This window comes from Acidithiobacillus concretivorus, from assembly GCF_018853445.1.
Lineage (GTDB): Bacteria > Pseudomonadota > Gammaproteobacteria > Acidithiobacillales > Acidithiobacillaceae > Acidithiobacillus > Acidithiobacillus concretivorus.
Genome location: NZ_JABELD010000017.1, coordinates 28,070 through 42,121 on the forward strand (window position 1 = coordinate 28,070; position 14,052 = coordinate 42,121).

Annotated in this window: 14 protein-coding genes and 1 pseudogene; 2 read left to right on the forward strand and 13 right to left on the reverse strand. The window is 48.3% G+C overall.

Annotated elements, in window-relative coordinates:
- The first annotated feature begins 227 nt into the window (after positions 1-227).
- Complete coding sequence (locus HJG40_RS02510) at positions 228-965, forward strand: DNA N-6-adenine-methyltransferase (protein WP_193640886.1); 738 nt, start codon at positions 228-230, stop codon at positions 963-965.
- Positions 966-1,081: 116 nt separating this feature from the next.
- On the opposite strand, the gene HJG40_RS02515 is transcribed toward HJG40_RS02510, so the two are convergent.
- Both HJG40_RS02515 and HJG40_RS02520 read right to left on the reverse strand, forming a co-directional pair.
- On the reverse strand, positions 1,082-1,273 hold the full coding sequence (locus tag HJG40_RS02515; RefSeq protein ID WP_193640887.1) for a hypothetical protein: 192 nt from the start codon (positions 1,271-1,273) through the stop codon (positions 1,082-1,084).
- 87 nt (positions 1,274-1,360) lie between these two features.
- On the reverse strand, positions 1,361-1,639 hold the full coding sequence (locus tag HJG40_RS02520) for a hypothetical protein (RefSeq protein ID WP_215862741.1): 279 nt from the start codon (positions 1,637-1,639) through the stop codon (positions 1,361-1,363).
- 494 nt (positions 1,640-2,133) lie between these two features.
- Here HJG40_RS02520 and HJG40_RS02525 point away from each other — a divergent pair.
- Positions 2,134-2,342: pseudogene (locus tag HJG40_RS02525) on the forward strand (integrase core domain-containing protein); the annotation flags it as partial.
- Between the two features lie 238 nt (positions 2,343-2,580).
- Here the strand turns inward: HJG40_RS02525 and HJG40_RS02530 are convergent.
- The 11 genes from HJG40_RS02530 to HJG40_RS02580 form a co-directional block, all read right to left on the reverse strand.
- Complete coding sequence (locus tag HJG40_RS02530; RefSeq protein ID WP_368355867.1) at positions 2,581-3,321, reverse strand: RES family NAD+ phosphorylase; 741 nt, start codon at positions 3,319-3,321, stop codon at positions 2,581-2,583.
- A 2-nt stretch (positions 3,322-3,323) separates the two neighbouring features.
- Positions 3,324-3,725, reverse strand: coding sequence for an MbcA/ParS/Xre antitoxin family protein (locus HJG40_RS02535; protein ID WP_142086104.1), 402 nt, complete (start codon positions 3,723-3,725; stop codon positions 3,324-3,326).
- A gap of 110 nt (positions 3,726-3,835) precedes the next feature.
- A complete protein-coding gene (locus HJG40_RS02540) occupies positions 3,836-4,387 on the reverse strand; it encodes an AP2 domain-containing protein (RefSeq protein ID WP_215862743.1) in 552 nt (183 codons plus the stop codon).
- Positions 4,388-4,422: 35 nt separating this feature from the next.
- Positions 4,423-4,986 carry an ATP-binding protein gene (locus tag HJG40_RS02545; RefSeq protein WP_215862744.1) on the reverse strand — a complete coding sequence of 188 codons (564 nt, stop codon included), beginning with the start codon at positions 4,984-4,986 and terminating at the stop codon, positions 4,423-4,425.
- 255 nt (positions 4,987-5,241) lie between these two features.
- Positions 5,242-6,255, reverse strand: coding sequence for a hypothetical protein (locus HJG40_RS02550; protein WP_215862745.1), 1,014 nt, complete (start codon positions 6,253-6,255; stop codon positions 5,242-5,244).
- 4 nt (positions 6,256-6,259) lie between these two features.
- On the reverse strand, positions 6,260-6,586 hold the full coding sequence (locus HJG40_RS02555) for an H-NS histone family protein (protein ID WP_215862746.1): 327 nt from the start codon (positions 6,584-6,586) through the stop codon (positions 6,260-6,262).
- 142 nt (positions 6,587-6,728) lie between these two features.
- Positions 6,729-7,523, reverse strand: coding sequence for an EcsC family protein (locus HJG40_RS02560; RefSeq protein WP_226856915.1), 795 nt, complete (start codon positions 7,521-7,523; stop codon positions 6,729-6,731).
- Between the two features lie 532 nt (positions 7,524-8,055).
- Positions 8,056-8,526 (reverse strand): LEA/WHy family protein, encoded by a 471-nt coding sequence (locus tag HJG40_RS02565; RefSeq protein ID WP_215862747.1) that lies wholly within the window; start codon positions 8,524-8,526, stop codon positions 8,056-8,058.
- Between the two features lie 11 nt (positions 8,527-8,537).
- A complete protein-coding gene (locus HJG40_RS02570; protein ID WP_215862748.1) occupies positions 8,538-9,392 on the reverse strand; it encodes a hypothetical protein in 855 nt (284 codons plus the stop codon).
- A 50-nt stretch (positions 9,393-9,442) separates the two neighbouring features.
- Positions 9,443-10,903, reverse strand: coding sequence for a hypothetical protein (locus HJG40_RS02575; protein WP_215862749.1), 1,461 nt, complete (start codon positions 10,901-10,903; stop codon positions 9,443-9,445).
- 149 nt (positions 10,904-11,052) lie between these two features.
- Positions 11,053-14,052, reverse strand: coding sequence for a restriction endonuclease (locus HJG40_RS02580; protein ID WP_215862750.1), 3,000 nt, complete (start codon positions 14,050-14,052; stop codon positions 11,053-11,055).

Genomic DNA, 14,052 nt, shown 5'->3' on the forward strand with positions numbered 1-14,052 from the left:
AGATACGGATACCCCAGACTGGTTCAGGTCTTGACTAAAAGTTACACCCTTTCGGTTCAAGGCATTGCCCTCCGAATAATACCATGAATGGCAAACGTTCTTTTAGTCTTTTTTTCTTTTTCTTGGCTGGAGTCGTCAAAAGCGCACATCATCTTGTTCTGCGTTCCTGAATCTGTAATAATTCGCTCCCGAATCTGTCACTGTCCAATATTGGGAAAGTACCAATTTTGACCCGCACCATTACACTGAAAATCCGCCCTAATCTAGCAGCCCATACTCGCAGACGCGCGCTATCCGGCATTGGCAGCATGGTTGCCGTCCATGCACCAAATCCGTCGCCCGCCCAGATTGTTGACGCGTTAGGCGGGATCCGAGCCGCATGTCGCGCTTCTGGTATCGGTTTTGATACGGTTTATCGCCTGCTTCAGTATGGTGGCGGGACTATTGCGAGCTACAAAAAGCTTGCTGAAGCGGCTGACTTTCGGGTTGTGCTTACCGAAGGCAAAAGTGCGCGCTGGAAAACCCTGCATGCTTCAAAAGATATGACATGGCAAACGCCACCAGAGGTATGGCAAAACGTATTGTCACGCTTAGGTATTCAGCAATTCGATCTGGATCCCTGTTCTCCTGACGATGGACAGAGGTCTATCCCGTGTGTCAATCGCTATGCACTGGCCGATGATGGTTTATCCCGCTCCTGGGGCGATTCTGGCTCTGTGGTATGGGTGAATCCACCGTACGGTAAAGCACTGTCACTATGGATTGATAAAATGGTCGCAGAAGCCATATTGGGGGTTAAAGTGATCGCCCTCGTGCCGGCCAGGACTGGAACGAACTGGTGGCACAAAGCTCTCGAAGGCGGTGGAAAACCGGAGTTTTTACGTGGAAGGTTGCGTTTTGTCGGTCAAGACGGGAAGGCAGGGAACGCGGCGCCGTTCGATTCTGCACTGATTTGGTGGGTGTAGGCGGATGTGGGTTTACAAAAAACATTTTAATTCAGCACATTGAATTGCTGCTTCAAGCCTTCACATAGAATCTTGAGGTCATTTACCGATTCACTACGGGAAAATGCCCCATCACCTCACTCTGTATTGGTTACATGCTCGATCCGGCACAACCTTTGTTCAAGGACTGCCGCATGTTTGAGCAGCTCCTCTGCAATATTCGCCAAAAGAACATCCTCGGCCTTCGCCAAATCCTGCAGGTCTTGTACAAATAAATCAGCCGATTGAGCCGCTTTTTCGAGACGTTCCTTGTCATTTCCGTTCAGCATTTTTCACCCCTTTCCCGAATAGAAACCAGCACCACACTGCCTTTTCACGCATCAATGTCAACATCCATTAGACATACATTATAACAATTATAACGCGGCTACTGCCGTTCTATCCCGAAATTTACCGCACACTCTGGGTGCCATAGGATAACACGCGGCGCAACCCAGTTCTGGGGTTGTGTCGGGTGGCAACCCTTGGCGGTCCGAAACGGTTTTACCGGTTTCTTCCACCCTCGCCTGTCGGTTTTTGGTGAGCGCGCAAAAACCCAGACCGCCCAAGGTGGAGCCCGATTCAAAATGCTGGCAATCCTCACAAAAGACCTTGCCGGATTTGCGTAATTCTTCCTTGGTTAGAAAAAAATGCATCGTTCAAATCCTGTAGTGAGATGATTTCGAAAGGCAAGGCACATTGCCGTTTTGCCTAGCCTTCTGGGTATGCTTTGATGAAGTTACCATGCCCATTATAACGCCAGTCCTTGCGAAACAGCGAACGCCACAAGCCAATCCAGTCCTCGTCTTCATGCGTCACATACCCCAGATTCTACCCCTGAGCCCACTTAATCTGACATAGAGCCCTGTGCTCAGCGACAATTATCTTGTCCAGTCGGCAGATACGTCCCCGTTTTCACCCAGGTGTTGATTTGGCGTTCTCCATTTGTTGTCAGTACCTGCAAAGGGCCGTCTGGCACGATAGGAGGTCTGACGTTCAACAGAGATTTGGGGCATGGGGCTATTTCCTCATATCGTTAAAAAATCGCGCTCATAAGTAGCCAAATAAAATATTGAAAAACGCCCATTGAATTTATTAGGTTTTTTTATGCAAATGCATTGCAAATGCATATGCATTTGCATCTAGGGGGTTTGTGGAGCGGCTCTGGCGCAGTGTGAAGCATGAGGATATTTCCCTGCGGGGCTATGCTCATGTACCAGAACTGATGGATGGGCTGACTGCCCACTTTGTATTTTACAATAGTCGCGCCCGCATCAGTCCCTTGGCTATCTGACACCAGATCAGGGATACCTGACAGGGCAAGAGGGCTGTGCCTGCATTGTGGACCGCTATCCGAAGGGTTGCAGCATGACCATCACTCAGGGACGATTTGGGGCAGCACCATTCTGCTGCAAGGTTAGAAACCAGACTAGCTTAAACTCTCGCTCATTTGTCTTGGCTCATGGGTCCACCATAATTCTTCTTTGGTCAGGAACAGTTGCATAATTTAAGTCCTTACAACCGGCAGCGAATAGGTTTTGGAGGATAAGGCATCTTGCCCCATTTCAACATTTTTTTTGCGGTTTTCGCGATCTCGCTAGGGGACACACATCCATGCCGCATCCGCCCCTTTCGAATCGCCAGCTTCCCGATTCACCTGCACTCCATGTAGCGTCAGTCGATACGTCAAATAGGACTGAATTTTGGGATGCGATAACACCTCCGGATTCAGCACAGCAAACACATCCCCGATACATCGTGCGGAGATGGTAACCAGCCCGGGGTGTCCTTCAGTCTTGAATCGGATTCCTATCGGCTGCGTAAAATGGTAACCTTCTGCATCTACCAGCGCGGGATACTCTGCGACATGTGGGCGCAGGTCCACCAAAGCAGCGTCACAACGGACCCCATATAATAAACGATCCACGGTAATGCTTTCCCGACCACCAGAAATCACCATCTGCTCAAAGCCCGCATCGCGCAACAGCCGTGACCTCCAGTGGTGTACCGTTTCGTAGACGGAGGTTTCCACCGTATCCGCACCATACCAAACGCCAAAGGAACCATCGCTGTATCGGCTTACCGTCCAGTTTTTAAATGGAAACCAGATAGCAGCGAACCATTCCGCTTCCTCGAAGGGTCGGTCAATGGCCGGCGCCTGAGAAGTATAGTGGGGCGGCTTGGCAGAGGCTTCGTACCGCTGTGCCACAGTCCAGTCTTCTGGGTTAACCGACAGATCGTTAAACAGGTCTTCCGATACCCGCAAACTGATGATATTGCGAATCAAGGTATGGTGCGTATCCGCCAGGGTAAGACCGTCATAAAATGACTCCGCCACAATCATCCGCCCCTGGCATGATCCAGGTAGGCTCGCACCATCAACAATCCGGTAAATCCCCACTCGCGGACCACTTCTACGGGAGTCCGATAATCGAACGCACGGTTACGGGTGGTCATCCACTGATAAGCCAAATCCCGGTCATGTGGAAACAGTAATCGCAGATTTTTATGGATAGCGAGTAAATGGCCCGCACGTTCTAGCAGATCCCTATTTGCGCCTAAGGGTTCTCCTTTGCGATACCGACTGAGGGCTGCGCGGTTCTCGGCCGCCAAACCCAGTAAGGCAAGTTGCCCTTCATTGTCCACCATCCAGAGCTCAAAGGCCTTCATGAGCATCTTTGCCAAGACTATGCGATCGTGGATTTTGTTTTCTCTGTCTGAGATGACTGCGGTTTGCGTCATGAGCGATCCCCCACTTCATGAAACAACTATAACAAATAATGCTGCATCTGCAACTACCTTGGTCTTCTTGGAATGGTCCACGCGTCAGCTGCAGTAGTGCAGTAAGCCCGTTATAACGTTAAACCGTGCGTAACAGCGAGTGCCACCAACCAGTCCGGACGTTCTGGAACCGTGTCCGGAACCGGTTCACCGTCATGCCGCTGGCGTTCGGCAATCGCCAATCTCCAGGCACATTCATAGCCATATTTCCACACCGAGTAAGAGCGCACCCGCTGCTTGCCATTCACCATGAATTTGGCCTCCCAGTAGATCCGGGAAATACTGCCGTCCGCAGTGTAATCATGGCATAACCGCACCCCAATTTTTCCTGATCGGTTGCGGCTATACGTCGTAAAATGGCCGTTTCCATCCCGCTGTCTGGGCTGAATGTCCAGTTCTGCCATTTTTTCATCCCGCCATGTTCGAGCAGCGATGCGCGCTGCTTCGTAACCATTATGCGCGGAGTCAGAAAAGAGCTTGCTGGCATCCGGTTTTTTCGATCCTGGGCGATACAGCCTTACCCACCACCCTTTCGATTTCGCATAATCCAGTCGGGTCATTCCATAATCTGCTTCGGAGTTGCTGGCAGTTTCCTGTGGCATTTTTCCCCGTTCTATCGACATGTCCAATTCTTTACACGGAAAATAGATAACCGTTTTTAGTCAGATGTATACCCTTCTGCATCTAGCAGGTTCAGATAATGCGCCTGACTTTGGATGGTCTGCAGTTCATGGCGAATTTGTTCGCCACCGACGCCCTTACTTCTGGACAGAAGAACAAACAGGCTTTCCGGCGCAAAATACTGGATGACAACCCCCTTGACACCCAATGCTCTGAGCGTCTGAATATCCCAGCAGAATTGAGCATCATCCAAATTTTTGCCGTCCAATATGATCACGGCGTGATGCAGGGCTGCTTTCACCGTGTTGAGCCATTGTGTTTGGTTCCTGGCAGATGCTTCGGGCGTTTGGATGATCGCTATATCCAGTGTGCTGTACTTTTTCTGCATCTGCTGCGCCCAGGTGCTTTTTCCGGAAGCCGTGACCCCGATCGTGATAATCACCAAAGGGTTTTGCAACGATGCCTCAGAGGACAGAGGACGTTTTTTTAAAGATGTAACGGTCATGCAGGTTGCAACTTTTTTATGAATGGAGGGCTTTCGCATCGTAGCATAAAGTTGCCTCTTTTTTACGAACCATAGGATTTTCCCATCATCTTGCAAACAAAGAGATCAGGCCCATGATCTGCGCCCAAGAATTCTCCATAGGCCAAAGGAATTCAGATTGGTTTACGCGCCTACCATACATCATCACGGACCAATGAACATGATGCCGTCCAAGAATGGAGCGGCACTGGAACCGCCCTATTACGCCACTTTTCGAGAGGTGGAAGCCACCAGCCTGTCGCAGATCACGCATAATCAACTCCGTTGGGTGAATGCACGCCCTCCGGATTGCTCACAGGCTGACCCATTCCATTAGTGCTGCACTCGGGATATTTCACCCGCCTCATAGTCCTGAAACATGAGGCCCATGACACCCGATTCTTGGAGTAAATCGAATATCCGCTCAATGACATCCGCACGGGTCTGATCCAACTGTTTCCAGGGGATATAGAGTGCCCCATATTCCTGGGTGGCATCATAAAGTTCCAGCGTGAGCCCTTCCATAATCGGGTGATCCTGCAGACGGGCGAGAATATTGCCCGACTTTTCCCCAACCACTCGGTTCACAAATTCCTCCAGAACGATATCCTGATATTCCTGTGCCCCTTCGCGAACCGCAAACACCATTCGACCCGGATATCCCAGCACGCTCTGCTGCCTATTCAGTCCCAACACGGCCAGATCCGATTGTTCCGTCCAGTTTTGAATGCGGCGCACAAAGTCATCCGAAGGTAACTCCCAAGCCACACAATGCCCTGGCATTTGCGCGGAGTAGCTGACAATCCCGATGAAGCAAATATAGGGATGCGTGCCTTCGGCATAGGCTTGTGTACTGAGCAAGGTGGCGGCTTCCCGATAGTCCTGGCCCAGTGCCGTATGGAGGCGAAACACTTCTACCGGAGACATATTCAGCAGTTGCCCACCATCTACGGGGGCGGGATAAAAGGTAACCTTGGCATTTGCGCAGACAAGTCCGTGCGTAAAAAAGGAAGCCGCAGCCCGTTCTGCCGAAAATCCCTGAATGGATTCTGGATGCCGTACCGGTACGGCAAACAGGGTGCTGACCTGTCCTTCTTCGGTCAGGAACATTTCTGCCCGTTCCCGCGCATAATCCCAGAAATCTTCAGAGGCTTCCGGATCCTTTTCATACAGCAGCAGGGAGATGGTTTGCAGGGTTTCTTCATCCTCTTCGACGAGTAATGCGTCCACGGCTTCCCCCAACTGGGGTTCCACAGAAAATTCATTGTCCAGCAGATAGCGCGTTGCCAATGCGGTGATGGCGAGCGCTTGCGGGGAGGCCACATTACTGCCAGTAGAGGCTTTCATCGATTCAACCTGCCACTATTTTGCAGGCTTGTTGGGCTTCTTCACTCAACTCCTTGAACCAGGCAGGTTTGGGTCCTGCTCCTTTCCAGACTAGATTGGGATCCGTTGGATGCTGATACCAAAAGGCTGGGGACTTGCGCACGCGACGCGTTTTCTGCGGTTCAGAAGGAACCAGTTTCAGGAGGTCCTTGGCGCTCAATCCCAAGTCCTCGACGATCCGGCGTATTTCTGCCAATCCTTCGTCCTTGGCTTTTTTGAGAAGCTCCTCTACCCGTTTATCAGCGGCTTCTTTGGCTTTCTTGGCGGCTTCCAATTCTTGCAAGATGCTCATGGTTTCGTTCTCTCTGGGTGGGCGTTAATGGGCCTGCTTCCGTTCCCATCGGGGATGCAGCAGTTCGGTGACTATTTCAACCTCATTGAGGGCTGTGGTCACGACAAGGGTGACGACGCAGTTTTTCTTCATGTCGTTTTCTCTATTCATCGGAGTAGGTTACCCCCTCGGTAATAAACATCTTCTTGGCTGTTTTGCCGATCATCCGCGTCGTCACAGAGTCAAAAGCCCCACTAATTGCTCCACCAAGGAAGGGCACGAGTTTCCCCATATTGATGAGGCCTGTACTTCCCGCTTTTGTGACCAGCCGAAACCCTACCGCCTGATTGATTTTCATCAAAATCGTTCCGGGAATTTTTTTAATGGCGGATTCGGCGACTTTCACGCCGAACTTTATGCCAAAATCTTTGGCGATGTCGGCAATCGAATTACCGGTCAAAGCCATGTATACAAATGTTTTCACCTGATCCTGTTGCAAGTTATAGCCGCCCATATGCGCAATGGCCGCTGACATTCGTATTTGTATGAACACTACAGCGGCGATATTTGCCGGTATGGCCACGGGCAGCGTAATCAATCCACCCATCCCCGATAAAAATCCGGCAGTGCCCGCTTTGGCTATCTGCCAACTGATGAGGCTCTCGGCCGCTTTCTCAGGATCTCCGTCATTTTTCTGAAGATAATCTTCTGCAAGTTCTATGGCTGTTTCCAAACCCAATCCGCCAGTTGTGGCTTTTTCATAGGCGTAATCCAGCACTTTCATCATGTTGGATTTTTCGTCTTGATTATCGGTACGTGTCACCATGTTGAACATTGCATGCTCTCTATTCATAAAAAAGAAGGCTATTCGATGTTTTGAATGGGTGGAATGGAGACCGCAGACCATGCTTCTGGGGCCGCGCCAATCGCTGGCGCAACTACTGTGTGCGTCCATCATACCACAACTTCTAGGTAAAGAATTGGCGCGGAACTACATGGTTCCACACGATATTTTTTGGCCTACAAGGTGTAGTATCGGGGTCAGTTCACGTGCAGCATATGACGTCCTACTCACCCCTTCCCGTGTCCCATGGGTTCCGGATCTACCCACTCGATCTGTCGAGGAACCCTATTTCTTTCAATTGGTTATATTTTATCATATACAACTGAAATGGGAAGATTTATCAAGGTGCCTATCTGTATGAAATGGATACATCAGCAACAAAACAATCGTGGTAATAACACCTGTAGAAATAAAAATGGTTTCTACACTATGAAAATTCTGTTGATATGAAAAAAAGTAATGGCCGCTATCGCCAGCATCAAAACAACCGGTAAATGGCGATAGAAAATCGCCATTGTCGGTAAACATCCTGAAAACGAATCAATTCTTGATATTTTAAAAAGTCTGCTTTTTTGTCATAAGACATGAAATAAATCCTTTATTTATTTGAGTTACTTAACGTGAAAATATGTGTTTTCTGTGATTATTATGCTATTCGTTTAATTATTTTTTCTGCTTCAGATGTATTGAGAGTACCTTTATAGGTAAACGGATAATAAGTATGCCCACGACTGGATATCATAACTTTCCCTGATATGAGGTAACTCACTTTTCCTTCAAGAAGGATTTCAGGTAAATCAGATTTCAACAAAGCAACGTTCATCTGCAATGGGATGGTGATCTGTACCGATCCATCTGCAGGTAATTTGATGGCTCGCGGAATGACGCCTTTTCCAATACGTTGCCCCTCTACCGTGATATTTGCTGAACCTTTTTGAATGGGAATAGAGAAGTCATTAGGGTTATGTATAGCCAATCTCACCCCTATCTCTTGCGAATGTTTGGTAATAATTGCATAACGTATGGAAACCACTTTGACTTGTGGTTTCTGAACCATATCAGCGCAACCTGACATCAACAGAACAGCAATCGTAATTAACAAAAGACTTTTTAACATATTATTTTCCTTTATTGCAGATTGACAGTTTGTGGTCTGACATTTTGATGACCGGCTGGAACACTGGATTGAACAGGAATAGCACCACCTTGTATGGAGATAATCTGTACATCCATATGTTCTTGGCGTTTGGGTTCGCTCTGTATGGGGGTAACAGCCCGTTGTGGGACAAATACCCGTTGTGGACGAACCGCTTCTTCACGTTGTCGTTCAATCATGCGTTCACGTCTTTCCTTTTCACGTTCCTGCTTTTCTTGTTCAGCCCTCGCTTTTTGCATTTTTTGTTCGCGCTCCGCATTCTCTTGCGCGGTCAACGTAGATTGCAATACAGCACGAGATAACGTGCCTTGAGGAATGGTGTACAGTCGCAGCATCGGGTTTCCCACATTCACTTGTTGAAATAAAATGTGATTTTCCGTGACCCTTCTTACTGCATAAGCAATGCCATTGGTCCCCAATGGGACATAAGAAATACCGTGTGGATGGAAAATAACCAATTCTTCTGTGATTTGCCCGTTAATATCAACGATAAAAATCCCCAGAACTTGTCCATCAGGCAAGGTTTCGCTGTAAACATATTTGACATCACGCCATCCGTGCATCTGATTGAAAGTGTCATCAGGGTAAAGAAAGCGCACATGACCATTTAAAGTATTGTGCTCCAAGATGCAAGTTTTTCCATTAGCCACGGTAAACTTGGCATCCTGTTGATAAAGCATAGCACTCATCAATTGTTGATTGGTCGGCAAATACAATCCATAAGTACCGTCATGATCCTGCATAATCGGCGGAAGATTCGCACAACCGCTGAGAACAAAAGCACCAAATATAATGGTATGTTTCTTTATTTTACTAAAATTATTCATGATGTTACGCCTCATTTTTAATCAGTAAAAAGCGATAAATAATAATCTCTCTATGATGTAGAAATCGTTCTTGCTAATGGTCCTACTCCGAAATGAAATCCCATCAAGACATGATTGCGCAAAAAATCCGCTACAGGATAGACAAATCTTTCTGCTTGGATAATCCATGTAATCATCCAGTCAGGCCACAGACCATGACCATTTTTTTGATATTCCATGATCAGATGGTGATAAAGTGCGGATTGCGTCATATCGTTTGACCAAAAGTAAAAAAAACAAGCCACACTACCAGATACCGCTAAAGCGACAAAAGCTCTCCAAAAAAACAAAACGTGACGACTTTCAGAATCATCTTCTTTCTTATGAGAGACTTTCTGTAGGTAATAAATCACTTTTGTGGAATGAATAAGCATGCCAATCACAGAAAAAATAAGGGCCATAGCAGGAACCGTCAAAAGTACCACGGCGTTTTTTCCTTTTTGCGCATAAATACCACCATCACGAAAATCGTTGGCATTCGATTGAAAGGTTTTAAGCGCCTTGTTTGCGGCATCGTTGAGAAATACCGGCCATACGGCAGATTTTACTTGCTGATAGCTTTCGTTGGGCATCATGGGTGGTACATACCCTGACAAATGAAGGTAATGCTTCCAAAGTCTACGAATGGCCGGTAGACCAAAGAATTCCTGTGCATTATGCACTGTGGAAGGATTTACGGTTGCAGGTGGATACCCATGAATAGAAAAAGCTTTGCGGAAAGTCGCATTAAATTGATTATTGGCTTTTTTAATAATGGCATTTTGTTCAAAAGATGGTGCAGCATTGGCTTTTTCGTAAGCACTATTCAGATGGTTTACCATGCTCTGATAGCGTGTCCATGCTTTATCCATATATTGCGCTGATGGAATGAAGATTTTATTGTAAAATCCTTGTGCGCCCTGCTCTTGAACAATCGTGTTTTCCTCTAAAACGTTTTTCAATACACCATGAACCTTAGAGGACAACCCCCCATCTGAGTCAGCCAATAATGGCAACAAGGCAATAAATGATTTTCCTTCTGGTGTCTTGTAATTGATGTTTTTGGAGTCCATGCCGGTCAGTTGTACGGTATGTTTGAGCAGTCCAGTACGCACAAAAGCCGCATACACAGCTTCTTTACGTTTGGTACCACTATTGTCTGATTTGGCAGTATGGACAATCTGCATTTCCCAATGATAAACAAAAATCATGGTGAAAAAGGTAACGACAATATTGATGATCAATGCACGAGAAACCTTTTTGAAAGGGCGCATCCCGAAAATGGATAAATCTGGCGTCAACACTGACCACAAAATAAGGCCAACGGCAAAACCGGAAATGCATCGACCCCAATGTTCAATAGCCGTAATATCTGCTGTAGAAGCATTTTGTCCGACGATATTCAACAGCTCAGAACTAAATGATGTCTCAACCACTAAATATAACAGAGTCACCCATAAAACAATCCAAGACCATGTTTTACTTTTTTCCATGCAGCTTCTCCCAATGCTTTTTTATATTATATTATGAAAAAACTATAACCTATTTTCTAAACCCTTTTTTTCCTACGAAGATATGGCCAGAAACTTTATCTAGCAAACGGGACGCTACGTAGAGCAGCACTTAATTCATTGGCGTCCACTTAAACCTCATCCCCATTCACCGCATACGCATAATCCACACCAAGCGCTTCGAAGTGTTTTACGCCGCAGCGAATCTTATCCCGCTCATCAGGACGCACCTTGTTCATGTCCTTCGTGCCCTTGGTTTCCCGAACCAGATACAACTTCTTCTCGCCTTCCTCATCCCGCTTCACAATGGCCCAATCCGGATTGTAGGTGCCTACTGGGGTATCCACCTTGAACCATTTGGGCAGTTTCACGAAAACCAGAATATCTTCACGACTGTCCATCTTCCTGGCAAATTCCAGTTCCACCTGCGACTCATATTCGATGTAGGGGTACGGTGTTTTGTCAGGATGTTCGACCTTCAGGCTGGTCAGGTAATCCACCAGTTTTTCGGACTCCTCGAGCCGGTGCATTTCCCACTCAGCCTCCGGGCCGATCATGATCCGCTCATACTCAATGCCATCCACAATCAGCCGTGCCATTTCCTTGTTGATGATGGCCGCCACCTGATCCAGATACCGCTGAGGATGGTTAATGAATTGCTGCATGGTTTCCGACCGCTTGATGATCATAGCCAAGCTATGCCGGGTCAGACCTGTGCTTTCCTGAAGGTAAGCGATAAGGTCCGGAATGGCCGTCACCGTTGCACCACCATCCATGGATGAACTGGTAATCATTCTGGTGCCCACGCCGCCGCCACCAACCGGCAATGCAGCCTCATCCACATGCACGACCGGTTTTTTGATGGCTGGCATTTCCTTGAGGGCTTTGGCAGCAGTCGTCACCAACTCATCCGTGGTGAAACCAATCCGATAACGGGTACGGGGTTTGATTTGATCCCACAGCACCTTGAAATCCGGATTTAGCAACACCTGCTTGTTGAATGGATTGGGCCGTTCATCCTTATCCTTCTGCACATGCCGTTCCATGCGGTATTTGTAAAGCAAATCAATCACGTCCGCAGAGGTGATACCTTCACTCATCAAGACAGGCGGCACAACCACACGGAAGCCTTGCCGTTTGGGGTCAAAGGCAGGCAGGATGCGGCCATCCAGATCCAGCAATCCCTGATCGAACAATGCTGCTTTCAATATTTCAGCCTTTTCTCGGCCAATGGGTTTTTCGGTATCACCATCCACCACCGATAGGCGGCTCAATGCCGTCATGGGAATTTTCCCAAAGGTCACACCGCAATCCCGCTCATATTCCTTTTGCAGAGCGTCTGCAAAAGCAGCATAACCTTCATTGGCGATTACGGTCAGGCGGTTGATGGAATCATCCATGACCCGCAGGCCATCCGAGTCCACGGGCAGTCGCAAACCACGGCCAATTGTCTGCCGGCGCTCTTGTTCGCTGCCCATTTCCCGTAGCGTGCATATCTGGAAGACGTTGGGGTTGTCCCAGCCTTCCCGCAGCGCCGAATGGCTGAACAGGAAGCGTAATGGTTCATCCATGGACAGCAGGCGCTCCTTCTCCTTCATGATCAGGTTGTACACCTCATCATCAGCCTGGGTATCTCCACGGCTGTCTTTCAGCTTCCCTTTACCGTCTTTGGCGAAGTAGCCGTTATGCACGGCTTCCAGATTGGCCTTGTCCTGCAACCAACTCAGCGGTTTGTATTTTTCCTTCTGTGCCATGGCCGCCAGTTCTTCGTCGAAGATGCGGGCAAAAGGGCCAGGCATGGAATACCCATCGGCATCATAGGTCCGATAATTGGCGACCCGATCTATAAAAAACAGGCTCAGGACTTTGATACTCCTGCCCAGTCCATGCAGCATGAGTTCTTTATCGAGGTGCTTCTGGATGGTCAGACGGATTTGGGCTCGCTGCTCATCATCCTGCACACCACCGACTTCCTTGCCCAGATTAATGCGCAAGCCATTGGCGAAACGGATATGTTCATCGCCTTTTTCAGCACTGATTTCTGCAACGACATAGGCATTCTTGTACACCGCCATCTCGCTGGATTTCACAAAAAGATCATCATTCTGTCCGACAGTAATTCTTGCATCCTTGGGGCCTTTGGGGCCTTGCTTGTGGATACTCAGTTTGGCTCTTACCGATCTGGCTCTGTCGATCACCTCATCCAGCCGGATATAGCCATACCGGGCATCCTCATCAGCCCGGACACTGGCGACCACAATCTGCTTGACCAATTTCAGGTCAAAGGCCCGGATGGGGTCCAGCCGGTACACTAGGTTGTAGGGGTTTTTATGCGTTGCCGAATAGCGCAAGGTACACAGCGGGTTCAGCGCCTTGATGGCTTCCTGGGATTTATCGGTGTTGTCCACGCTCTGGGGTTCGTCAATGATGACAATAGACCGGGCCGCCTGCACATATTCGATAGGCTGACGACCGCTGAGTTTATCGCTTTCCTTGAAAATGACGTTATCGTCTTTCCGAAATTTATCTATATTGATGACCTGAATTTGCACCGTATTGCTGGTGGCAAACTGCCGAAGCCGGTTGATCCGTTTAGCATCATACACAAAATGTTCGACCGGAAGGTTGTTATAGAGCCCACGAAAATGCGCTTTCATGATCTCGATGCTGTGCAACACACCTTCCCGGATTGCCACACCGGGAACCACGATGATGAACTTCTTAAAGCCGTAGCGGGTTGCCAGTTCATAGATGGTGCGCAAATACACATAGGTCTTGCCGGTGCCCGTTTCCATTTCAGTGGAAAAGTGCGGACAGAGCCGGGGTTGGTTGGCAACGGGATCAAAAATGGTCCAGCCTTCCAATGGCAGTGCCGGATCAGGTTGCTCAATGTCATTACGGTCCTGAATCTTCCGAGCATTCTCATGGAGAGCAGCATCGTCAATCAACAAGCGATTTCCCAGCCCTAATTCTGATTGTTCGGCACCAATGCCCAAATTGCCATAGGCATTCCCTGAGAACTTGGTGACAGTGAAGGCATCTTCTCCACGGGGCTGGCCATCGAAAAGGTCCACCACGGCGGACACGGCGATACGCTGAAAAGGCTGATTGGGGTCAAACTGAATTTTCAT